Annotated in this window: 19 protein-coding genes; 10 read left to right on the top strand and 9 right to left on the bottom strand. The window is 72.9% G+C overall.

What is annotated here, in order from left to right; all coding sequences use genetic code 11:
* The first annotated feature begins 53 nt into the window (after window positions 1-53).
* Window positions 54-1,571, top strand: coding sequence for an MATE family efflux transporter (locus ACGGZK_RS03950; RefSeq protein WP_395244962.1), 1,518 nt, complete (start codon window positions 54-56; stop codon window positions 1,569-1,571).
* 28 nt (window positions 1,572-1,599) lie between these two features.
* On the opposite strand, the gene ACGGZK_RS03955 is transcribed toward ACGGZK_RS03950, so the two are convergent.
* Window positions 1,600-1,971: a hypothetical protein gene (locus ACGGZK_RS03955; RefSeq protein ID WP_395244963.1), complete on the bottom strand. Its 372-nt coding sequence runs from the start codon at window positions 1,969-1,971 to the stop codon at window positions 1,600-1,602.
* Between the two features lie 78 nt (window positions 1,972-2,049).
* Between ACGGZK_RS03955 and ACGGZK_RS03960 the strand changes: the two genes are divergently transcribed.
* On the top strand, window positions 2,050-2,472 hold the full coding sequence (locus ACGGZK_RS03960; protein WP_395244964.1) for a DUF3054 domain-containing protein: 423 nt from the start codon (window positions 2,050-2,052) through the stop codon (window positions 2,470-2,472).
* 37 nt (window positions 2,473-2,509) lie between these two features.
* Here ACGGZK_RS03960 and ACGGZK_RS03965 read toward each other — a convergent pair whose 3' ends face one another.
* Window positions 2,510-3,856: a diguanylate cyclase gene (locus tag ACGGZK_RS03965; RefSeq protein ID WP_395244965.1), complete on the bottom strand. Its 1,347-nt coding sequence runs from the start codon at window positions 3,854-3,856 to the stop codon at window positions 2,510-2,512.
* A 187-nt stretch (window positions 3,857-4,043) separates the two neighbouring features.
* Entirely contained in the window at window positions 4,044-4,676 is a 633-nt protein-coding gene (locus tag ACGGZK_RS03970; RefSeq protein WP_395244966.1) for an antibiotic biosynthesis monooxygenase, read from the bottom strand.
* 145 nt (window positions 4,677-4,821) lie between these two features.
* On the opposite strand from ACGGZK_RS03970, the gene ACGGZK_RS03975 reads away from it, so the two are divergent.
* Genes ACGGZK_RS03975 through ACGGZK_RS03990 form a run of 4 tightly spaced genes read left to right on the top strand, consistent with a single transcriptional unit; the run spans window position 4,822 to window position 7,391 of the window.
* Window positions 4,822-5,433, top strand: coding sequence for a dihydrofolate reductase family protein (locus ACGGZK_RS03975; protein ID WP_395244967.1), 612 nt, complete (start codon window positions 4,822-4,824; stop codon window positions 5,431-5,433).
* A gap of 26 nt (window positions 5,434-5,459) precedes the next feature.
* Window positions 5,460-5,894: a DUF2809 domain-containing protein gene (locus ACGGZK_RS03980; protein ID WP_395244968.1), complete on the top strand. Its 435-nt coding sequence runs from the start codon at window positions 5,460-5,462 to the stop codon at window positions 5,892-5,894.
* A gap of 9 nt (window positions 5,895-5,903) precedes the next feature.
* Window positions 5,904-6,332 carry a cupin domain-containing protein gene (locus tag ACGGZK_RS03985; RefSeq protein WP_395244969.1) on the top strand — a complete coding sequence of 143 codons (429 nt, stop codon included), beginning with the start codon at window positions 5,904-5,906 and terminating at the stop codon, window positions 6,330-6,332.
* A 54-nt stretch (window positions 6,333-6,386) separates the two neighbouring features.
* Window positions 6,387-7,391, top strand: a complete 1,005-nt coding sequence (locus tag ACGGZK_RS03990) for a tocopherol cyclase family protein (RefSeq protein WP_395244970.1) — start codon at window positions 6,387-6,389, stop codon at window positions 7,389-7,391.
* Window positions 7,392-7,466: 75 nt separating this feature from the next.
* On the opposite strand, the gene ACGGZK_RS03995 is transcribed toward ACGGZK_RS03990, so the two are convergent.
* Window positions 7,467-7,904, bottom strand: a complete 438-nt coding sequence (locus ACGGZK_RS03995; protein ID WP_395244971.1) for a hypothetical protein — start codon at window positions 7,902-7,904, stop codon at window positions 7,467-7,469.
* A gap of 143 nt (window positions 7,905-8,047) precedes the next feature.
* On the opposite strand from ACGGZK_RS03995, the gene ACGGZK_RS04000 reads away from it, so the two are divergent.
* From ACGGZK_RS04000 to pntB, 4 genes are all read left to right on the top strand, one after another.
* Window positions 8,048-8,392: a SelT/SelW/SelH family protein gene (locus ACGGZK_RS04000; RefSeq protein WP_395244972.1), complete on the top strand. Its 345-nt coding sequence runs from the start codon at window positions 8,048-8,050 to the stop codon at window positions 8,390-8,392.
* Between the two features lie 79 nt (window positions 8,393-8,471).
* On the top strand, window positions 8,472-9,653 hold the full coding sequence (locus ACGGZK_RS04005; protein WP_395244973.1) for an aminotransferase class I/II-fold pyridoxal phosphate-dependent enzyme: 1,182 nt from the start codon (window positions 8,472-8,474) through the stop codon (window positions 9,651-9,653).
* A 251-nt stretch (window positions 9,654-9,904) separates the two neighbouring features.
* On the top strand, window positions 9,905-11,500 hold the full coding sequence (locus tag ACGGZK_RS04010) for a Re/Si-specific NAD(P)(+) transhydrogenase subunit alpha (RefSeq protein WP_395244974.1): 1,596 nt from the start codon (window positions 9,905-9,907) through the stop codon (window positions 11,498-11,500).
* A 49-nt stretch (window positions 11,501-11,549) separates the two neighbouring features.
* On the top strand, window positions 11,550-12,992 hold the full coding sequence (pntB, locus tag ACGGZK_RS04015; RefSeq protein ID WP_395244975.1) for a Re/Si-specific NAD(P)(+) transhydrogenase subunit beta: 1,443 nt from the start codon (window positions 11,550-11,552) through the stop codon (window positions 12,990-12,992).
* Here pntB and ACGGZK_RS04020 read toward each other — a convergent pair.
* The 5 genes from ACGGZK_RS04020 to ACGGZK_RS04040 are packed head-to-tail and all read right to left on the bottom strand — an operon-like array spanning window position 12,979 to window position 21,053.
* Window positions 12,979-13,602 carry a GNAT family N-acetyltransferase gene (locus ACGGZK_RS04020; protein ID WP_395244976.1) on the bottom strand — a complete coding sequence of 208 codons (624 nt, stop codon included), beginning with the start codon at window positions 13,600-13,602 and terminating at the stop codon, window positions 12,979-12,981. The genes pntB and ACGGZK_RS04020 overlap by 14 nt on opposite strands.
* Entirely contained in the window at window positions 13,599-15,782 is a 2,184-nt protein-coding gene (locus ACGGZK_RS04025) for a penicillin acylase family protein (protein WP_395244977.1), read from the bottom strand. The genes ACGGZK_RS04020 and ACGGZK_RS04025 overlap by 4 nt, the downstream gene beginning before the upstream one ends.
* Window positions 15,779-18,154, bottom strand: coding sequence for a GNAT family N-acetyltransferase (locus tag ACGGZK_RS04030; RefSeq protein ID WP_395244978.1), 2,376 nt, complete (start codon window positions 18,152-18,154; stop codon window positions 15,779-15,781). Before ACGGZK_RS04030 ends, ACGGZK_RS04025 begins: the two co-directional genes overlap by 4 nt.
* Window positions 18,151-19,542: a lysine N(6)-hydroxylase/L-ornithine N(5)-oxygenase family protein gene (locus ACGGZK_RS04035; RefSeq protein ID WP_395244979.1), complete on the bottom strand. Its 1,392-nt coding sequence runs from the start codon at window positions 19,540-19,542 to the stop codon at window positions 18,151-18,153. Before ACGGZK_RS04035 ends, ACGGZK_RS04030 begins: the two co-directional genes overlap by 4 nt.
* Window positions 19,539-21,053 (bottom strand): pyridoxal phosphate-dependent decarboxylase family protein, encoded by a 1,515-nt coding sequence (locus tag ACGGZK_RS04040; protein WP_395244980.1) that lies wholly within the window; start codon window positions 21,051-21,053, stop codon window positions 19,539-19,541. The genes ACGGZK_RS04035 and ACGGZK_RS04040 overlap by 4 nt, the downstream gene beginning before the upstream one ends.
* Window positions 21,054-21,163 lie beyond the last annotated feature (110 nt).

The raw sequence follows: 21,163 nt of genomic DNA on the forward strand, positions 1-21,163 counted from the left end.
GCGGGGCTCGAGCGGCCCCGACCTCCTCCCGCCGCACGACCTCGAGAGCCACCATGGCCAGATCCCTCACCACCGGCGCGCCGTGGCGCGTCATCCTGCTCTTCGCCGTCCCCCTGCTGCTCGGCAACGTCGTGCAGCAGCTGTACCAGATCGCCGATGCCATCGTCGTCGGCCGCCACCTCGGCGTCATGTCGCTGGCTGCGATCGGCGCCACCGGCAGCCTGCTGTTCCTGCTGCTCGGATTCGCGTGGGGCGTCACCTCGGGATTCGCGATCCCGACCGCGCAGGCCTTCGGCGCGCGCGACTACGACGGCGTGCGCCGGTCGGTCGCGGTCGGCACGATCCTGACCGGCGCGATGAGCGTCGTGCTCACGGTCGCCGCGCCGCTCATCGCCGAGCCGGCCCTGCGCCTGCTGCAGACGCCCGAGGAGCTCCTCCCCGAGGCGACGGTCTTCACGCAGATCAGCTTCCTCGGGGCATCCACCATGATGTTCTTCAACTTCCTGTCGGCGATCATCCGCGCCATCGGCGACTCGCGCACCCCGCTCGTCTTCCTCACCGTCGCGTGCGCGCTCAACGTCGCGCTCGTGCTGTGGTTCGTCGGCGTCATCGATTGGGGCGTCGCGGGAGCCGCGCTCGCGACCGTCGTCGCGCAGGCGGTCTCGGTCGTGCTCTGCCTCGAGTTCGTGCGCCGCCGGGTGCCGGTGCTGCACCTGCGTCGCGCCGACTGGCGCGTCAGCCGAGCGGATGTCTCGGAGCACCTCCGCCTCGGCCTGCCGATGGGCTTCCAGGCCTCGATCATCGCGATCGGCACGCTGACCGTGCAGGTCGCGCTGAACGCGCTCGGCGCCGACGCGGTCGCCGCGTACACGACCGGAGCCCGCGTCGACTCGCTCGCCGTCGCGCTGCTCCAGTCGATCGGCCTCGCGGTGTCGATGTTCGCCGCGCAGAACCTCGGCGGCCGTCGGCCCGACCGCATCCGCCGCGGTGTCGTGCAGGCGACCTGGCTCGCCATCGCTGCATCCGTGGTGATCGGCGCCGCCCTCATCGCGTTCGGCGAGCACCTCGTGCGCCTCTTCGTCGGCGAGGGCTCCGACGCGGTCGTCGCGGAAGCGGCGACGATGCTGGCGATCAACGGCTTCAGCTACATCGCCCTCGGCGTGCTGTTCGTGCTGCGCGGTGCGCTCCAGGGCCTCGGCCACACCGTCGTGCCGACCGTCACCGGCGTGATCGAGCTCGTCATGCGCGTCGGCGCCGCCGTCGTGCTCGGATCGATCTTCGGCTTCGTCGGGGTCGTGTGGAGCAACCCGCTCGCCTGGATCGGCGCGGTGATCCTGCTCATCCCGGCCTACGTGCGCGAGCACCGGCGCCTCGGCCGGATGCGCGTCGAGCCGCGCACGGCCACGCCGACGACGCCGATCCAGGTGATCGGCCCGGTCGACGGGTCGATGACGGTGGACGCCGTCGTGACCGGGGCGATCCCGGTGGTCGAGGCGGGCGACGTCGCCTCGGACCGGCGGCCGCCACGGGGCATCCGCTCGCTGCGGGCGCGCCGGAAGGTGCGACCCTAGCGGCCGCACCGGGTCGGGTCGGGCCGGTCTAGCGCAGGCTGCGCAGGCGCGACGCGCCGATGATCGCCGCCAGCCCGAAGCCGATCGCCGTCACGACCGGCGTGAGCACCACCAGCAACGGGATCGGGTTCGCGTGGAACCGCGGTCCGCCCGGCGCGCCGATGTACGCCCCGACCGGCACGGAGAACCCGCCCCCGCCGCCTCCGCTGCCCTCGCCGTGACCGGCCGGCACCTGCGTGCCCTCCTGGGTCTCGCCCGAGCCCTCGCCGGCCCCGAACCCGAATACGACGAGTGCCACCGGCACGAAGTCCGCACCGTTCAACACGACCTTCTCGCCGTACGCCACCTTCGCGCCCCACGAGGGGACCGCCCCCGCCAGGGTCTCGCTGAGCTTCGCCATGGGTCGACGCTACGCCGGTCGGCCTCCGCTGGACAGGGCCCGCGGAAGATTCCCCGGTCGGCGTCGTAGGCTGCGTCGGTGAGTTCCGCGCAGCCCGAGGCATCCGTTCGCCGTTCGCGACCGTCGATCGGCCGGATCGCCGGTGCCGCCGCGATCGACGCGGCCCTCGTCGTCGCGTTCGCGGCGACCGGCCGCGCCAGTCACACCGAGGATGTGCTCGCCGGGCTGTGGCAGACGGCCTGGCCGTTCCTCGCGGGTCTCGCGGTCGGCTGGGTCGTGACGTTCGCGTGGCGTGCGCCGAGTGCCCCGGTCCGGACGGGGCTCGGTGTGTGGGCGGCGACGCTCGTCATCGGCATGCTCCTGCGCGCGGCATCCGGCCAGGGCACCGCGCTGCCGTTCGTGATCGTCGCGGCGATCGTGCTGTTCGCGTCGCTCGTGGGCTGGCGCTCGATCGCCGCGGTCATCCGCGCGGTGCGGGATCGCCGCGAACGCGAGGGGTGAAGGACGGCGGCACGCGGCGTCGCGGCGCGCGGACGCGTCAGGCGACCCCGCGCAGCCGCGTGATCGTCGCGACCCGGTCGCCGCCGCTCATCTTCGCCTCGTACATCGCGTGATCCGCCGCGCGGATGAGTTGGTCGATGACGAGCGGTCCACCCGCGCCGTCGACGCTGACGGTGCCGATGCTCGCCGTGATCGAGAGCTCGGTCGGGAGCGCCGCGTACGGCTCCGCCACGGACGCGCGGAGGCGCTCGGCGAGGGCCGCCGTGTCGTCGGGCCGGTCGACCGCCGCGACGACGATGAACTCGTCGCCCCCGAAGCGGCCCAGCACGTCGCCCTCGCGGATGACCCGCCGCAGGCGCCCCCCGACCTCGCGGAGGATCGTGTCGCCGGCCGCGTGCCCGAGCCGGTCGTTGATGGACTTGAACCCGTCGAGGTCGATGAAGATCACGCCGAGCGCCTGGAAGTCCGACTGGAGCATCCGCTCGACGTCGTCCTCGAAGAGGCGACGGCTGGGCAGGCCGGTGACCGCATCGTGCATCGCCGCGCGGAGCACCGTCTCCTCGAGACGGACTCGGGCGATGGCCTGCGCGGTCTGGTTCGAGAGCGCCTCCGCGAGCGGCACGGCCTCCTCGTCGAACTCGCGAGGGTGGTCGAAGTAGCAGATCATCGACCCGAGGGTCTCGCCCTTCGAGCGGATCGGCGAGGCGAGCGCGGCCTGGATCCCCGCGGCGCGGAAGACCTCGCCCATCGGGACCTCGGGGACGTACGTGTCCGCGTCCTCGGGGGTCCGCACCACGAGCACCTCGCCGCCGGCGATCGTCACCGCGCCCGTCGGGCGGAAGCCCTCCGGCCAGTGGTCGAGGAGCGGGTTGACGCCGGCGACCTGCACCACCCCGTCCTCCCCGGTCAGGTGCACGCTCACGAACGTGGCGGCGAACGCGCGTTGCGCCGCGTCGACGAGGAGCTCGGCGGCCTCGGCCTCCGACCGGATGCCGGCGAAGCCGACGGCGGCACCGAGCAGGATCTGGAGGCGCTGGCGGCCACGGGCCGTCTTCGCCTCCGCCCCGCGGAACCCCAGGGCGAACGCCGACCGGGCGGACACGTCGTAGACGGCGACCTGGCGGCCGGCGCCGCCGTCCGTGTCGATGACGCCGACCACCACGGGCCGGACGACCCCCGATGAGCCGTGCATCGTCGCGTCGGTGGGCAACTGCCCGTCGCCGCCGGTGAGCGGCATGCGCAGGGTCAGCACCGCCTCCAGCGGCCGGCCGATGAGCTCGGCGCGGGGAGCCCCGATCCAGTCGAGGATCGTCGGGTTGAGGTCCACGATCGTCCCGTGCGGATCGAGCGTGATCAGCCCGCAGGGAGTCAGCTGCGGAAGCATGCGACCACCGGGTGGAAGGCGGGCGGGAATGGCATGAGGGAATGATCGCCGCGGCGAAATGGCTTGTCAATGCGGAGCGGGAAGCCGTTCCGATTCGGCGACGAAGCGTGCCGATCGGGTGATGTCCCCCTATTCGGGCGGACGTTCCATGTCGACGCCCGGGGAACCGGCTCCCGCCGATGTGGCCTCAGGCTCGCGGAGCGAGCCACCCCCGCAGGGATCGGGTCACGAACGGCAGCACCCAGTACGTCATCACCGGCGTGAGCACGAGCGTCGTCGCGAGGGCCCGCAGCCACAGCGGCAGCTCGCCCCAGCCGGGGATCGGCGCGGTCAGGTAGCCGAAGGCCAGGTTCACCGGGAAGAAGCCGAGCCAGATGGTCACGGCCTGCTTCCAGCGCGGCGGAGCGGCGGGCAGCGAGGGCGCGCCGTCGGCGCCCACGGCACCAGACTGGGACGCGGCGGATGCCCCGCCCGAGGCATCCGTCACCGCGATCGAGCCCGTCGCGGGCTCGTCGAACCAGCCCTCGATACCGGTGCGGCGCCGGCTGCGCTCCGAACGCACGAACCCCTCGCCCATCGACAGCCACCAGCCGCGCTCGCCGGAGCGCTCCCAGGCTTCGAGCGACGCCTCGTCGGCGAAGCGGTAGAGCATGTGCCAGTCCGTCGAGTGCTCGCCGGCGCGGATCCACCCCGAGCCGAGGAAGCCGGGGTACTTGTTCGCGAGGTTCACGCCGGTCTGCACCCAGGCGGTCGCCTCGGAGATGCGGGAGGGGTCGACCTCGCGGCGGATCGACACGGTGATGGGCTGGTTCGTGGCCATGTGCGGTGGGCTCTCGTGGGTCGCGCGACGGTGGTCGCGGAGCGGGGAGTCGGTCGGCGCGCTGCGGGGTGTGCGTGCGCCGGGGACCGAGTGTAGGCGATGCGGCCGAGCGCACGCCGGGAGGCATCCGGGCTACGGTGACGGCATGCGCACCCTCACGGTCTGCAACTTCGTCACCGTCGACGGCCGCTACGAGGACGACGACCACGACATCGGGTCGTTCTTCGAGCACCAGCACCCCGACTACCGCGGCGCCGACACCTTCGACCACGTCACGAACGCCCTGCTCGAGGCATCCGACACGCTGCTGCTGTCGGGGCGGCGCTCGTCGCTCGGGAACCTCGGGTACTGGGCGGGCGTGCGCGCCGATCCGGATGCCACGGCCATCCGCCGCCGGTTCGCCGCCCGCTTCGACGCCATCGAGAAGGTCGTCGTCTCCGACACGATCACGACCGAGGACCTCGCGCCCCACCCGCGCACGAGGATCGTGCGGGTCGCCGACGCCCGGGCCGAGGTCGCCGCGATGAAGCAGGGCGAGGGGCGGGGCATCCTCGTGCTCCTCGGCCGGATCCTCTGGAACGACCTCATGCACGCCGGCCTCGTCGACGAACTGCACCTCGTGACGTTCCCGCTCATCGCCGGCGGCGGGGTGCCGCTCTTCGACGACCGGCCGCCGGTCGCGCTGAAGCTCCTCGAGACCCGCGCCTGGCCGGAGTCGGGCAACGTGCTCATGCGCTGGCGGGTCGACCCGGCGTAGCCGCATCCGACTGCTTCACTGGCCGGATGCCGAGTGACGTGAGCCGTGCCGACACCGACGCGCGCGCTCGCCGAGGCACGCGCCTGATCGCTGTCGGTGCCGCCGTCGGATGCCTCGTGCTCGGCCTCGCGCTCCAGGTGCTCGATCGCACCCCGGTGGTCGACGTGCTCGGAGGCATCCTGTACGCGGCCCTCGTCGGGTGCCTCGCCCTGCTGGTCGCGCCGGGCCTGCGGCCGTGGGCGGTCGCCGCCATCGCGTTCGGCGTCTCGACGGCGGTGGAGCTGCTGCAACTCACCGAGCTCCCCGCGGCGATCGTCGCGGCGGCGCCGCCGGCGCGGCTTGTCTTCGGGAGCTCCTTCGACCCGTGGGACCTCGTCGCCTACCTCGGAGGCGCGGCGCTCGCGTTCGCGGTCGCCGCCGCGGCTCGGGGCGGCCGCGAGCGTCCGGCGCCGCGAGGCTAGGGTGACGACGTGACCGACTACCAGGTGCTCGAGATCGGCGCGCTCGACGAGTGGCGCTCCCACTACGGCGGCTTCCGCCCCGACAGCTCGCGCGACGGCCGACGCGTCGTCGACCACGAGCTGGCGATGCAGTACATCGGCCTGACCGCGAACGCGCTGGAGCCGGGCGAGCAGGCGGGCTACTGGCACCGGCACGCGAAGGTCGAGGAGCTCTACGTGTTCCTCGGCGGGCGCGGGCAGATGGGCCTCGACGACGACGTGGTCGAGGTCGGCCCCGGGACGGTGCTCCGCGTCGGCCAGGGCGTCTGGCGCACGTGGCGCTGCCGGCCCGACAGCCCCGACGAGCTGCGCTGGCTCTGCGTCCGCGCCGGCGGCACCGAGCTGCCCGAGTTCCCCGACGACTCGGAGCGCGGGCCCCACCGTCCCATGCCCTGGTGAACCCGGCCGGCGATCGGCCGAGCGCGCCGCGGCACGACGACCTAGGGTGAGCGCATGCGGACACCGGCGTCGTACGTTCGCGGGGTGCGGCACCCCGAGGCCTTCCACGGGCGGGGCATCCGTCGCGGCTTCTTCGAGGGCTGGTACGTCAAGCTCGTCTCCGCCGACCGCACGCAGCGCTGGGCGGTGATCCCGGGCGTCTTCCGCGGGCTCGCCGGCGACCGCGACCGCGACGAGGCGTTCGTGCAGGTGCTCGACGGGCGCACCGGGCGGTCGTGGTACCACCGCTTCGACGTCGACGAGTTCGAGGCATCCGACCGGGACTTCGACGTGCGCGTCGGCGCAAACCGGTTCGACGCGACCGGCGCGACCCTCGACCTGCCGCAGCTGCGCGGGCGGGTCGACTACGCCGGCGCCCTGGTGCCGTGGCCGGTGACCGCCCGCGAGCCCGGGATCATGGGCTGGTACGGGATGGTGCCGTTCATGGAGTGCTTCCACGGCATCGTCTCGTTCGGCCACGGGCTGGCCGGCGGCCTCGAGGTCGAGGGGGTGCCGACCTCGTTCGACGGCGGTCGCGGGTACATCGAGAAGGACTGGGGCAAGGCCTTCCCGGCGGGCTACGTGTGGATGGCCGGCAACCACGTCGACGCCGACGTCGGTGACGGTGCGGATGCCTCGCTCATCGCCTCGGTCGCGATCATCCCGTGGCTGCGCGGCTCGTTCCGCGGCTCGATCATCGGGTTCCGGCACGGCGGTCGCCTGTACAAGTGGACGACCTACAACCGATCGACGGAGCGGCGCCTCGCGATCGACGACTCGCACGTGCACTGGGCGGTGTCCGGGCCCGACGGCATGCTCGAGCTCGAGGCCGAACGGGTGCGCGGCGGGCTGCTGCACGCGCCGCTGCGGTCGGCGATGCACCAGCGCGTCGAGGAGACGCTCGATGCGCGCATCCGGTTCCGCCACCTCGACGGCGACGGGCGGGTGCTGCTCGAGGGCGTCGCCGAGTGCGCGGGGCTCGAGGTGTTCGGCGACCAGGAGCGGCTGCTCGCGCTCTGAGTCGCGAACCGTCGCGGGCGTCGCCCGAGCGCGCGGACGGGCGGCCGCTCGACGCGGCCGCCCGTCCCACTCCGATCAGCCGCCGGCGGCCTTCCGGATGTGCGCGGCGACGCGCTCCTCGACCGCGGGCGTCAGCTCGAGGATGGCGAACGACGTCACCCACAGGTCGCCGTCGTCGAGCTGCGCCGCCTCCTCGAAGCCGAGCGTCGCGTACCGCGTGGTGAACTTCGAAGCGGCCTTGAAGAACACCACGATCTTCCCGTCCGCGTCGGCATAGGAGGGGAAGCCGTACCAGGTCTTCGGGAACAGGTGCGGGGCGACGTCCTTGACGATCCGGTCGATGCCCTCGGCGAGGGCCTTGTCGGGCTCGGGGAGCGCGTCGATCGCCTCCCGGAGCGCCTTCTCGCCCGCTTCGCGGGTCTTGCCCGCCTTGGCCTGGGCGCGCAGCTCGGCGGCGCGCTGCTTGACGGCCTCGCGTTCCTCGACGGAGAGTCCGTCGTTCTTCACAGCCATGTCGTGCTCCTCTGTCGAGTCGGTGGTGGTCGTTGCTCTCATGTCGAACCTACGGAGCCCGCGCCGGCGGCGCTTCTCGGATCCTGATCGATGTCGCCACCACGACGCAATGGCGAAACCGGCGCCTGCAAGAATCGCTTCCCATGAGCCACGAGATCCGGATCGAGTACTGCACCCAGTGCGGATGGCTCCTGCGAGCGGCGTGGTTCGCCCAGGAGTTGCTGACCACCTTCCAGGCCGAGCTGCTCGGCGGCGCCGTGACGCTGGTGCCGGGCACCGGCGGCGTGTTCGAGGTGCACGTCGACGGCGACCGGATCTGGTCTCGGGCCGACGACGGCGGGTTCCCCGACATCGTCGAGCTCAAGCAGCGCGTGCGCGACCGGATCGCGCCGGCCCGCTCGCTCGGGCACGCCGACCGGGTGCGGCCGTTCCGGCTGGAGGTCGACGGCACACCGCCGGGGGTCGTGAACGCCGACCAGGGCGGTTGACGCGCAGGGCGCCCGGGAGGAGGCTGACCGCGTTCCCCAAGCGAGCCGGGTCGCCCCGGCGAGCCGGAAGGCGGTCGACATGGTGCTCTCGAGACGCGCGATCGACGCGCGCGGATCCGTCGAGGTGGTGACGGGCTTCTTCACCCGCATCCAGGCGGCCGGATCCGATCCGGACGCGCTGGACTTCACGTTCGGCAATCCCCACGAACCGCCGCTGCAGGGCCTCGTCGACGCACTGCGCACCAACGTCGAACCGCGATCGGTGGATTGGTTCGCGTACAAGGACAACGTCCGCACCGCGCAGGACGCGGTCGCCGCGGGCCTGCGGACGGAGCTCGGGCTCGAGTTCGAACCCGAGGACGTCGCCATGACGCAGGGCGCGTTCGGTGCGCTCTCGCTCGCGTTCGCGTTGCTCGCCGACGCCGGCGACGAGGTCGTCATCCCCGCGCCCGGATGGTTCTGCTACTCGCCCATGCTGCACGCCGCGAACCTCGCACCGGTGGAGGCCCCGCTCGACCCGGTCACGTTCGACCTCGACGTCGAAGCGGTGGCCCGCGCCCTCACCCCGCGCACGCGCATCGTGGTCGTCAACTCGCCCGCGAATCCCACCGGCCGCATCTACCCGAGGTCGACCTGGGACGCGCTCGGCGAGGTGCTCGAGGCCGCGTCGGCACGGTACGGTCGCCGCATCTGGCTCGTGTCCGACGAGCCGTATCGACGCATCCGCTTCGACGGCCTCGGGTTCGACAGCCCGGCCGGTGTCTACCCGTGGACCGTCGTCGACTACAGCTACGGCAAGGTCCTCCTCGCGCCCGGTGCGCGGCTCGGCTACCTCGCACTCTCACCGCTGCTCCCCCGCGCCGAGCGCGACGAGCTGCGAGCCTCGCTGATGCCCCTGCAGCTCGCCATCGGCTGGGGCTTCCCCGACGCGATCATGCAGTACTCCGTTCCCGAGCTGGAGGGGGTGTCGATCGACCTCGCCGAACTGACCCGGAAGCGCGATCGCCTCCTCGGCGCCCTGCGTGGCGCCGGGTACGAGCTCACGACACCCGAGGGCACGTTCTACCTGTGGGGGCGCGCGCCGGCCGACGATGCGGCGGCCTACTGCGAAGCCCTCGCACAACGAGGGGTGTTCGTCATGCCGGGCACCCTGTTCGACCGGCCCGGCCACTTCCGGGTGTCGCTGACCGCGACGATGGACATGATCGAGCGGGCGCTGCCGGAGCTGATCGCGGCGGGACCGGGGGCGGCGACGGGCTGAGACGCCGGTCGGCGGCCCGAGAGTTCTCGCACGGGAAAGTTCGAGCGATCTTTCCGTGTTCGCGGCCGCGAGGGGCGGGTTCGAGGCCGATCCCGCCCCTACAGTGTTCCCCACGTCCCGTCCCGTCGTGGTGCCGCGCGAACTCGCCGGCTCGCGACATCCCGCCGCGCCCTGTCCACGGCGCGGCCCGTGGGCGCATGCTTGGAGCAGCACCGCGCCCCGGTGCGCTCGACGACGAGTGAGGAGACGACATGGCGCGGATCGGCGTGGTGGCCGAGGCGGCCCCCGAGACCCGGGTGGCCGCGACGCCCGCGACGGTGAAGCAGCTCATCGCCCTCGGGTACGACGTGGTCGTCGAGGCGGGCGCGGGCGCGCACGCGTCGTTCCCCGACGAGGCCTACGTCGAGGCGGGCGCCGCGATCGGCTCGACCGTCGTCGCGTTCGGCAGCGACGTCGTGCTGAAGGTGGGGCCGCCGGGCGAGACCGAGATCGCGCTGCTCGAGCCCGGCAGCACGCTGATCGGCCTGCTCAGCCCCGCCTTCCGGCCCGACCTGCTCTCCGCCCTCTCGGCGCGCGGGGTCACCGCGCTCGCCATGGACGCCGTGCCGCGCATCTCGCGGGCCCAGTCGATGGACGTGCTGAGCTCGATGACGAACATCGCCGGCTACCGCGCGGTCGTCGAGGCCGCGCACGAATTCGGCTGGTTCTTCACCGGGCAGGTCACCGCGGCCGGCAAGGTGCCGCCCGCCAAGGTGCTCGTCGCCGGGGCCGGCGTCGCGGGCCTCGCGGCGATCGGCGCGGCATCGAGCCTCGGCGCGATCGTGCGCGCGACGGACCCCCGGCCCGAGGTCGCCGACCAGGTGAAGTCGATCGGCGGCGAGTACCTGAAAGTCGAGGTCGCGGTCGAGCAGTCGACCGACGGCTACGCGAAGGCGACGAGCGAGGCGTACGACCGGCGTGCGGCGGAGATCTACTCCGAGCAGGCCCGTGACGTCGACATCATCATCACGACGGCGCTGATCCCGGGCCGCGCGGCGCCCCGACTGATCACGGCGGCCGACGTCGCGAGCATGAAGCCGGGCAGCGTCATCGTCGACATGGCCGCGGGCCAGGGCGGCAACGTCGAGGGCTCGGTCGCCGGCGAGCGGATCGTCACGGCGAACGGGGTGACGATCCTCGGGTACACCGACCTCGCCGCCCGGCTGCCCGCGCAGGCGTCGCAGCTCTACGGCACGAACCTCGTGAACCTGGTGAAGCTGCTGACGCCGGGCAAGGACGGCGAGCTCGTCATCGACTTCGACGACGTCGTGCAGCGGAACGTCACCGTCGTCCGTGACGGCGAGACGACCTGGCCTCCGCCGCCCGTGCAGGTGTCGGCGGCGCCGGCGGCCGCCGCGGGCGCCGGAGCAGCGGGTGCGGGCGCGGGTGCGGGCGCGTCGGATGCCTCGGCCGCGCAGCCGTCCGCGCAGCCGCGCCGTCCGTGGCTGACGCCGATGCGTCGGGCGGTACTCGTCGTGATCGGCATCGTGGCGCTGTTCGGGATCAACGCGGTCGCCCCGCCGCCGCTCCCCCAGCACTTCACCGTGCTCGCCCTGTCGGTCGTGATCGGCTTCTACGTCATCGGCAAGGTCGCGCACGCGCTGCACACCCCGCTCATGAGCGTCACCAACGCGATCTCCGGCATCATCATCGTCGGCGCGATCGTGCAGCTCACGAGCTCGGAGCCGGTGGTGCAGGTGCTCGCCGCGATCGCCGTGCTGCTGGCCGGCATCAACATCTTCGGCGGCTTCGCCGTGACCCGTCGGATGCTCGCGATGTTCGCCAAGGGCGACCGCACCGCGGACTGAGACGACCGAGACTGCACCGACCGAGACCGCGACGAGGAGCCCACTCCGAATGCCCCGTTCCTTCCAACCACATCTGGCCGCCGAGCCCCTCCTGACGCCGGAGTCGATCGCCGGCGCCGCCTACCTGGTCGCCGCCCTGCTGTTCATCCTGAGCCTCGCCGGGCTCAGCCGGCACGAAACCTCACGAGCCGGTGTCGGCTACGGCATCGCCGGCATGGCGATCGCCCTGGTCGCCACCGTGTGGGCGACGTTCGCCGGCGCCTGGGGCGAACCCGGGGTGATGCTCGGCGCGGTGTTCTTCGTGGTCGCGCTGCTCATCGGCGGGAGCATCGGCCTCTGGCGGGCCCGCGTCGTCGCGATGACGGGCATGCCCGAGCTCATCGCCCTGCTGCACAGCTTCGTCGGCCTCGCCGCCGTGCTCGTCGGCTGGAACGGCGCCCTCGACGAGCACGGCCTCGAGGGGGCGCTGCTCGACATCCACCACGCCGAGGTGTTCATCGGCGTGTTCATCGGAGCGGTCACGTTCACCGGCTCGATCGTCGCGTTCCTGAAGCTCTCCGCGCGCATCAGCTCGAAGCCGCTCATGCTGCCCGGCAAGAACGCGCTCAACCTCGGCGCGCTCGTCGTGTTCGTCGTGCTGACCGTCTGGTACGTGATCACCCCGGAGCTGTGGCTGCTCGTCGTCGTGACCGTGCTCGCGCTCGCCCTCGGCTGGCACCTGGTGGCCTCGATCGGCGGCGGCGACATGCCCGTCGTGGTCTCGATGCTGAACAGCTACTCGGGGTGGGCGGCGGCCGCCGCCGGCTTCCTCCTGAACAACGACCTGCTCATCGTCACCGGCGCACTGGTGGGCTCGTCGGGTGCGTATCTCTCGTACATCATGTGCAAGGCCATGAACCGGTCGTTCATCTCGGTCATCGCGGGCGGCTTCGGCATCGCGGCGCCGGCCTCGGGCAGCGAGGTGGTCGGCGAGACCCGGGAGATCGGGCCCGAGGAGGCCGCCGACCTGCTGCGGAACGCCGACAGCGTCGTCATCACCCCCGGCTACGGCATGGCCGTCGCCCAGGCCCAGTACCCGGTGGCCGACCTCACGAAGAAGCTGCGCGAGCGGGGTATCGACGTGCGGTTCGGAATCCACCCGGTCGCCGGCCGGCTCCCCGGGCACATGAACGTGCTCCTCGCCGAGGCGAAGGTGCCGTACGACATCGTCGAGGAGATGGACGAGATCAACGACGACCTCGCCGACACCTCGGTGGTGCTCGTCATCGGTGCGAACGACACCGTCAACCCGGCCGCCGCGGAGGACCCGGGCAGCCCGATCGCCGGCATGCCGGTGCTGCGGGTGTGGGAGGCCGACCACGTCATCGTCTTTAAGCGGTCGATGAACGCGGGGTACGCCGGCGTGCCGAACCCGCTGTTCTACCGTGAGAACGCGCAGATGCTGTTCGGCGACGCGAAGGAGCGCGTCGAGGACATCCTCAAGGCGTTGTAGCGCCGGCGGGCGTCGAGGCCCGACCGGCCAGCGCTTCGAACCGCTCCCGATCGAGGAAGGCGAGCCGGGCGCGCTTGTGCCCGAGGTCGATGACCGGGCCGGGAACGAACCCGAGTCGGGTCATCAGCGCGACCGCGCGGTCGTTGCCGACGTCGGGTTCCACGACGATCCGGCGCACGGCCGGGTCGGCGAACAGGAACCCGCCGAGCGCCACGAAGACGCGGGTCATCAGCCCAGCCGTGGGCGCGCCGCGCCCGCCCAGGAAGAAGTGGATGCCGGCGTCACCGGGCTCGACGTCGTACCGCTCGCCGACCGGGTCGTGCTCGGGCTCGTAGGTCTGCAGCAGCACGATCGGCTCGCCGTCGCGCCGGAGGAGAAACGCATGGTGCGTCGGCAGCGAGTCGACGAACCGGTACACCTCGCGCAGCTCCTCGCGGGAGTGGTCGGCCAGCCCCCAGAAGCCGGCCCACGGCCGACGCACCCAGTCGTCGAGCACGTCGAGGTCGCGCGGGTCGTCGACGTCGAGCACGCGCAGCTCGAGCGGGCCGAGCACGGGGTCGTCGGCGGCGAAGACGACGGCGCCGGGGGCGCCGGTGGCGAGTCGGGTCATGCGGGGTCCTCTCGTCGGAGCTCGGCCCAGTCGGTGGTGATGCGGGTGGTGCGGGCATGCGCCCAGTCGTCGAGCTGGTCGGCGAAGTGCGGGTCGCCCGGGATGCCGGATGCCCCGAACGGAACGTTCCAGCGGCTGCGGTCGCGGTCGCCCAGGTCCCAGACCCATCGGGCGACCGATCCACGGAACGCGAGGTCGGTGACCCCGGGCACCGTGCCGGTGCAGCGGACCGTGTCGGTGTCGCCGGCGAGGGCGGTGGTCGGGACGCCGGGGACGGCGTCGGGAGCGAGGCCGCGCACGTCGGCGAGCACGTGCAGCGGCAGGAGCCGGTGCGAGGCGCCCCAGGATGCCCCGGTCGCGACGGATGCCTCGGCGGTGTCGGATGCCTCGGGCGCGACGGATGCGTCGTCGAGCGCGAGGAGCAGTTCGGCCGGGCCGTCGATGCCGAGCGTCCCGATATCCAGCACCGCCTCCAGCGAGTCGCCGACGCGCGCGGCGACGGAGAACCAGGGATCGAAGATCGCACCCATGCCATGAGCGGTATGCAGTGGCGCGATGGCGGGGTGCGACGTGAGTCGACGGACCAACGCGCTCCGCCAGGACGCGAACCGAGCGGCCGGGACGGACTCGGCACCCCAATGCCCGTCCCAGGCGAGGAGGTCGTCGAGCAGGGCGCGGGCGGCCGGGGTGAGCGATGTGCTGGAAGCGGAATGCGCCGCCGCTGCGCCGAGGCGCGCCACCAACGCCAGGGAGCGAGCATCGTGCACGTCGGCGTGCAACCGCCCCTGGGCTTCGGCGTCGACGGACCCGGACTCGGCCCCGGCCGCGGTCAGCAGGTGGCGAAGCCGGTCGGCCCGAGTCGAGGCGGGATAGGCGTAGCCGAGGTCGGCGTCGACCCGGTCCGGCCGCTCGTTCGCGTCGACCGCGAACGAGGTAACCGGCTCCGGTGGTGACATCGCCGGCCAGCCGGATGATTCGGCGCCGGGGTGAGCGTCGGCGGCGCTCCAAGCGGGCAGCGGCAACCGTCGTTCGCCCGCCGCCCGTCCGGGCAGCCGCCCGGCCGTGAAGCGCAGCACCGACCCGGCCCGGTCGGCGGCGACGACCCGGTTCACCGGGTCGACCCAGCGTTCGAACGCCGAGGCGATGTCCGCGGCCGAACCCGCCCGCAGGAGGCGTCGGAACGCCGCGAACCCCAGGTCTGCGTCGACGCGCGCGGGCAGGCGCACGCTGAAGCATCCGCCCGGGCCATCGACCACGATCGGGCCGCGTGCGGTCTCGATGACCGACACCATCTGAGCCGGTTCGCCGCGCACGAGGAGCTCCTCCTCGTGCGCCGACGTCCGCTCCCAGCCGGAGGGCCCGCGTGCCTCCATGTCGCCGTCGCGCTCGCGGAGCCGCTCCTCGAACACGTCGACCGCGTGCGCGATCGCGTTCGTGACGCCCCACGCGGCCGCGCCCGCATGCCCGAAGTGGGGCAGGCCCGGCACGCCGGGGAACGCGAGCCCGACGACGTCGTACTCCGGGCAGGCGAGTCGCACCTGCTGGTACACGCCGGGCAGCTCCAGGAGCCGGTGCGGGTCGCCCGCGAGGATCGGGGAGCCGGTCGTGGTGCGACTGCCGTGGATCGCCCACGCGTTGCTGCCCGCCGCCCCGGGAGCGCCCGGCGCGAACACCTCGACCTGCTCGTCGCCGAGCGTCGTGGCGACGTGATGCCGCCAGAGCAGGTGCGGGAAGGTCGAGAACAGCAGATGCGCGACGAGGAATACACCGAGCGGCGCCCAGTTCGGCCAGGGGGTCGGCGCCGGAGCCGGCGCCCCGCCGAAGGCGGTCGGGTCGGCGAGCGTCTCGAACTCGGGCGCCCGCTCGCGCCCCTCGACGAGCCCGGCGTTCACCCCCCGCACGTAGGCATCGACCCAGGCGCGGTCGTCGTCGCCGAGCGCGGCGTACGCGCGCTGCGCGGTGTCGGCCAGCCGGATCCGGCGGGCGAACCGGTCCCACTCGGCCCCGGCGGGCCCGAGGTGCTCCGCGAGCCGTCCCTCGGCGCGCCACCGATCGACCTCGACCTGCCACGCGCGGTCGAGCGCGGTGACGCGCCCCTGCGCCTCGGCGAGGGCGAGCTCGTCGTCGGCGCGCAGGTGCGGCACGCCCAGCGCGTCGCGGAACACCTCGGCCCGGGTCATCCGATGGCCGCCCCGATCGCCGTCCGCCCGATCGGATTCGCGATCGTCCCCGCGTACTGCAGCGAACCCGACTGGTTCGCGAGGTCGACCATCTGCAGGGTGTTCCGCAGCTGCAACCGGTTCAGGCACGAGTGCGCGAACCGGTCGGCGCGCAGGTCGACCGCCGAGTCGAGGTCGGGGTGCTCCCGCGCGTGCCGGTCGACGCAGTCGGCGACGAGTCGCCAGAACGCGTCCTCGCGGAGCGTGCCGTCGCCGTCGAGGATGCCCGCGAGGTGCCGCAGCACGCCGTCGAAGACGTCGGTGAACACGACGAGGGCCTGCTCCTCCGCGTCGACGACCGCGCGCACGCGCGACACCTCCTCAGGCAGTTGCACCCGGTCGGAGAGTACCGCGATCTCCTCGCCGATGTCCTTCATGAACACCCGCCGCGCCACGTGGCCGTCGAGCACGAGGATGAGGTTCTCGCCGTGCGGCATGAACGCGAGGTCGTGGGCGAGTAGGCAGTGCACCACCGGGCGCAGGTAGGCGTCGAGGTACGCGGCCACCCACCCGGCCGCCGGCAGCCCCGATGCCCGGATCAGCTCGGTTGCGACCGACGCGCCCGAGGCATCCCGATGCAGCAGCGCCGCCATCGTCGCCAGCCGCTCACCCGGCGCGAGCCGCGGCACCGGGCTCTCCCGCCACAGCGCCGCGACCATCTTGCGCTGCGCCGACGGCGTCGCCGTGCGGTGGTACGCGTCGCCGGTGTACCCGATCGAGGCGTGCTCGCGCAGCACCTCGAACCGGGCGGCGCGGAGCGTGGCATCCGAGCCGACGAGGTCGGCCACCCAGTCGTTGATCGCGGGCGTCGCCCGCATGTAGGCGGGCGACAGGCCGCGGAGGAACCCCATGTTCTGGATCGCGAGCGCCGTCTTCACGTACGACCGCTCGGGCCGGCTCGTGTTGAAGAACGTGCGGATCGACTGCTGCGCGCGGTACTCGTCGTCGCCCTCGCCCAGGTGCACGAGGTCGCGCCGGGCGACGTCGGGCGCGAACGTGATCGCGATGCGGTGCTGCCACTGCCACGGATGCACCGGAAGGTAGCGGTACTCCGCCGGGTCGAGGCCGAGCGAGCGCAGCCGGTCTGCGAAGCGCTCGAGGGTGTCCGCGCCGAGCTCGCCGTCGTAGAGCGAGGCTTCGGAGAGCCCACGGCCGAGCGCGAGGTGGGTCGACTCGCGGCGTGCCGCGAGCCAGACGAGGCGAACGGATGCCCCGGACTCGGGCGCGAACGCCGCGAACTCGTCGAGCCCGAAGCCGATGCGTCCGTTGTTCGCGACGAAGCCCGGATGCCCCTCGGTCATACCGGCCTCGATGGACTGGAAGTCGGCGACGGCGAGCTGCGCGGCCGGCAGGCCGCCGCGGTCGGCCTTGAAGGCGGCACTCGCCAGCGTCGAGGCGACCTCCTCCAGGTAGGTGCCGAGCAGGGCGTCGGGAATCCCGAGGTCGGCCTGCAGCTCGACGATCAGCTCCTGCGCGTCGAGCGGCGCCGGCTCGCCGCCGACCGTGCGGTGCAGCGTCGGCTCGTCGATCACCCAGTGCTCGAGCCGGTGCCGGCGGGCGGCGAAGCGGTAGGTCGAGCCGTCGGTGTCGAGCCGGTAGCAGCCCTCCCCCTCGTCGACCGGCGCGAGCAGCCGCTCGTGCGTGAACTCGGCGATCGCCTTCGCGACGAGGTGGCGCTGCGCGATCGCCATCGTGTCGGGTCGCAGGTGCGCGGCGGCGGATGCCTCGGGCCGGGCGGATGCCTCGGGGACAGCGGATGCCTCGAACCACGCCCGCTCGAGCACCGCGAGGCTCGCGCGCTTGCCCGGCAGCTCGACCTCGCCGACGATGCGGAACCCGACCTCGGCGTTCTTCCGCGCGATGGCCGCGTTGCGCACGTCGGGTTCGACGACGATGCGCCGGGCGTCGAGCCCGTCGAAGCAGAACCGCACCACGGTCGCCATGACGGCCGACGTGAACCCGCGTACCGGCGCCGGGCCGGGAGGCGAGACGAGCAGGTGCATGCCGAGGTCGCCCGGCTCGGCGTCGTGCACGTCGGCCAGCAGCACCCGCGCGGGGTCGTACGTCTCGACGAGGAACGCCGGCACGCCGTCGCGGTACCCGAGCCACGAGTCCTGGTCGGGGTCGGCGACGACGACGTGCAGGTAGTCGCGCACCTCGTCGACGGAGAGGTCGCCCATCTGCCAGAAGGCGGCGTGCGGGTCGGCGAGCCAGCCCTGCACGAGGGCGGCGTGGCGGACGGGGTCGATCGGCACGATCGAGAGGTGCCCGGCGGGCGTGCGGTACTCGAAGCCCGCGAGGCGGGCGGGCGCGGTCGCGTCGATCGTGGTCATCGCGCGCCTCCGGTCGTCGCGTCGGCGAGCGGACCGGGCCGGCCCGAGGCATCCGACCGCCCCGGGGCATCCGCCACGCCTGCGCGTGCCGCTGCGGGCACGCCGAACTCCTGGAACGCGACGCGCCGCTCGACCGGGTACGGCTCGGCGCCGAGGATCGACGCGAGGATGCTCGAGTTGCGCCACGCGCCGAACCCGAGGTCGGGCGCGGTCAGACCGTGCGTGTGCTCCTCGGCGTTCTGCACGAAGATGCGGCCGCGGCCGCCGTCGACCGAGTAGTCGCGGGCGACGTCGAGCCGGCCGAGCGCGTCGCGGTCGACGAGCGACCCGAGCGGCGCGAGGAACGCCGGCACGCGCGGCGCGTATCCGGTCGCGAGCACGACCGCCGCGGCCGACCAGTCGTACGTCTCGTCGAGCTGGTCGTGGCGGAGCCGCAGCGCGAACTCCGAGGCATCCGCCCGCCAGGTCGCATCGACCAGTTCCGTGTCGGTGAGGAGGTTCGTCGGCACGGGCCGCGCGGCGCTCTTGCGGTAGAGCGTGTCGTAGATGTCGTCGACGAGGTCGCCCGAGATGCCCTTGTACAGGCCGCGCTGCTCGCGGCCGAGGCGCTCGCGCAGCTCGAGCGGCAGCCCGTGGAAGTGGTCGGTGTACTCGGGCGAGGTCATCTCGAGGGTGAGCTTCGTGTACTCCATCGGGAAGAACCGCGGCGACCGGGTGATCCAGTCGAGCCGGTACTCGTGCTCGTCGATCGACTCGAGCAGGTCGCGGTAGATCTCCGCGGCCGACTGGCCGCTGCCCACGATCGCGATCGACGGCGCCGCGATGAGCTCCTCGCGGCGGTGCAGGTAGTCGGCGCTGTGCACGACGCGGTCGGCGACGCCCGCGAGGCCGGCGGGCACCTTCGGCTCGGTGCCGACGCCGAGCACGAGGTGACGGCCGCGGTGCACCTCCTCGGTGCCGTCGGCGAGGCGCGCGCGCACCGCGAAGCAGTCGTCGGATGCCTCGAACTCGACCGAGACCACCTCGCGCCCCCAGCGCAGCGCCGGTGCGACCCGTTCACTCGCCCAACGGCAGTAGGCGTCGTACTCGGCGCGCAGCGGGTAGAAGCTCTCGCGGATGTAGAACGGGTAGAGCCGGCCGCGCTCCTTCAGCCACGCGAGGAACGAGTACGGCGAGGTCGGGTCGGCCATCGACACGAGGTCGGCGAGGAACGGCACCTGGATGGTCGCGCCCTCGATCATCATGCCGTGGTGCCAGCGGAACCCGTCGGCCGCGTCGAGGAACACGGCGTCGACGTCGAGTGGCTCCGACAGGCAGGCGAGGCCGAGGTTGAACGGGCCGATGCCGATGCCGACGAGGTCGTGGATGCGTCCGGCGGTCGCGCTCATCGGGCGGCCTCCGTCGTGAAGCCGGCTCGCGTCGCGAACGCGAGGCCGTCGTCGGATGCCTCGTCGAGGTGCTCCGCGTCGCGCAGCGCGGCGCCCGCCGCGCGCACGAGGTCGAGCACCGCCTCGATCTGCTCGCGCGTCGTCTCCGGGTTGAGCAGGGTGAGCTTGAGGCAGGGCCGGCCGGCGATGACGGTCTTCGCGACGTGCGCGCGACCCGACTCGAACAGCACGCGGCGGATCAGCGCGACGAGCCGGTCGGACTCGGCGGCGGGACATCCGGCCGGGGCGTAGCGGAACAGCACGGTGCTGAGGTCGCTGCCGCCCACGAGCTCGAGGTCGTCGGATGCCTCGACCGACCGCCGCACGTCGGCGGCGAGCTCGATCACCCGGTCGAACCGGGCGCCGATGCCGTCGGCGCCGAGTGCGCGGAGCGTGGCCCACAGCTTCAGCGCGTCGAACCGGCGGGTCGTCTGGAGCGACTTGTCGACCTGGTTCGGCTCGGCGTTCTCGAGCGGGTTCAGGTAGTCGGCGTGCCAGGCGATCGACGCGAGGTCGGCGGGCTCGCGCACGACGATCGCGCTTGAGGAGACCGGCTGGAAGAAGCTCTTGTGGAAGTCGACCGTGACCGAGCGGGAGCGCTCGATGCCGGCGAGCAGGTGCCGGCGCGTCGGAGAGACGAGCAGGCCGCAGCCGTAGGCGGCGTCGACGTGCAGCCAGATGTCCTCGGCGTCGCAGACGTCGGCGATGGCTTCGAGCGGGTCGATGCGACCCCGGTCGGTGGTGCCGGCCGTGGCCACGACGGCCATGGGCAGGCGGCCCGCCGCGACGAGCCCGGCGACGGCGGCCGCGAGCTCACTGGGCCGCATCCGGCCCTCGTCGTCGACCGGCACGAGCTCGACGGCGTCGTCGGCGAGGCCGAGCAGCAGCGCCGACTTCTGCACGCTGAAGTGGCTCGAGTCGGTCGCGAGCACCACGAGCCGGCCGATCGCCTCCGAGCGGCCGAGGCCGAGCGTCTCGCGAGCGCCCGCGACGGCCGCTTCGCGGGCGAGCAGCAGCGCCTGCAGGTTCGACAGCGTGCCGCCCGACGTGAAGACGCCGTCGCCGCCGGCGAAGCCGAGGCGCTCGGCGGTCCACTCGACGAGGCGGCGCTCCATGAGCGTGCCGACGGTCGACTGGTCGTAGGTGTCGAGCGACGGGTTCAGCGCGGCGAGGATCGCCTCGGCCGCGACGGCCGGCACGGCGACCGGGGTGTTGAGGTGCGCGAGGTACGCCGGGTCGTGGAACCAGACCGCGTGCTGCACGAACAGGTCGTCGATCTCGCGGAGCGCCTCGGCCGTGCCGATGGCGGCGCCGTCGAGGTCGACCGCGTCGACGAGGGCCTGGAGCTCGGCGCGCGACGCGCCCGAGAACGGCTGCGCGGTGCTCGCGAACCGGTCGGCGAGCCGTTCGACGACGGCTCCGACGGCGGCGGCGTAGTGGTCCGCGGTCGCGGCGTTCAGGATGTCGGGCACGGCGGATGCTTCCCCTCTCGTGTGGGGCTCACCTCGGTCTCGGACGGCCGGATGGGCACGCCGAATGGCCCCCGACCGGGGGTGATCTTTAGGTAAGCCTCGCCTAAGTT

The organism is Agromyces sp. MMS24-K17 (genome assembly GCF_043950245.1).
GTDB lineage: Bacteria > Actinomycetota > Actinomycetes > Actinomycetales > Microbacteriaceae > Agromyces.

What these genes read in the sequence shown, in the direction of transcription:
- ACGGZK_RS03950 (WP_395244962.1), top strand. Translation starts at nt 54, where the DNA reads ATGGCCAGATCCCTCACCACCGGCGCGCCGTGGCGCGTCATCCTGCTC.
- ACGGZK_RS03955 (WP_395244963.1), bottom strand. Translation starts at nt 1,971, where the DNA reads ATGGCGAAGCTCAGCGAGACCCTGGCGGGGGCGGTCCCCTCGTGGGGC.
- ACGGZK_RS03965 (WP_395244965.1), bottom strand. Translation starts at nt 3,856, where the DNA reads ATGCTTCCGCAGCTGACTCCCTGCGGGCTGATCACGCTCGATCCGCAC.
- ACGGZK_RS03970 (WP_395244966.1), bottom strand. Translation starts at nt 4,676, where the DNA reads ATGGCCACGAACCAGCCCATCACCGTGTCGATCCGCCGCGAGGTCGAC.
- ACGGZK_RS03975 (WP_395244967.1), top strand. Translation starts at nt 4,822, where the DNA reads ATGCGCACCCTCACGGTCTGCAACTTCGTCACCGTCGACGGCCGCTAC.
- ACGGZK_RS03980 (WP_395244968.1), top strand. Translation starts at nt 5,460, where the DNA reads ATGCCGAGTGACGTGAGCCGTGCCGACACCGACGCGCGCGCTCGCCGA.
- ACGGZK_RS03990 (WP_395244970.1), top strand. Translation starts at nt 6,387, where the DNA reads ATGCGGACACCGGCGTCGTACGTTCGCGGGGTGCGGCACCCCGAGGCC.
- ACGGZK_RS03995 (WP_395244971.1), bottom strand. Translation starts at nt 7,904, where the DNA reads ATGGCTGTGAAGAACGACGGACTCTCCGTCGAGGAACGCGAGGCCGTC.
- ACGGZK_RS04000 (WP_395244972.1), top strand. Translation starts at nt 8,048, where the DNA reads ATGAGCCACGAGATCCGGATCGAGTACTGCACCCAGTGCGGATGGCTC.
- ACGGZK_RS04005 (WP_395244973.1), top strand. Translation starts at nt 8,472, where the DNA reads ATGGTGCTCTCGAGACGCGCGATCGACGCGCGCGGATCCGTCGAGGTG.
- ACGGZK_RS04010 (WP_395244974.1), top strand. Translation starts at nt 9,905, where the DNA reads ATGGCGCGGATCGGCGTGGTGGCCGAGGCGGCCCCCGAGACCCGGGTG.
- pntB (WP_395244975.1), top strand. Translation starts at nt 11,550, where the DNA reads ATGCCCCGTTCCTTCCAACCACATCTGGCCGCCGAGCCCCTCCTGACG.
- ACGGZK_RS04020 (WP_395244976.1), bottom strand. Translation starts at nt 13,602, where the DNA reads ATGACCCGACTCGCCACCGGCGCCCCCGGCGCCGTCGTCTTCGCCGCC.
- ACGGZK_RS04025 (WP_395244977.1), bottom strand. Translation starts at nt 15,782, where the DNA reads ATGACCCGGGCCGAGGTGTTCCGCGACGCGCTGGGCGTGCCGCACCTG.
- ACGGZK_RS04030 (WP_395244978.1), bottom strand. Translation starts at nt 18,154, where the DNA reads ATGACCACGATCGACGCGACCGCGCCCGCCCGCCTCGCGGGCTTCGAG.
- ACGGZK_RS04035 (WP_395244979.1), bottom strand. Translation starts at nt 19,542, where the DNA reads ATGAGCGCGACCGCCGGACGCATCCACGACCTCGTCGGCATCGGCATC.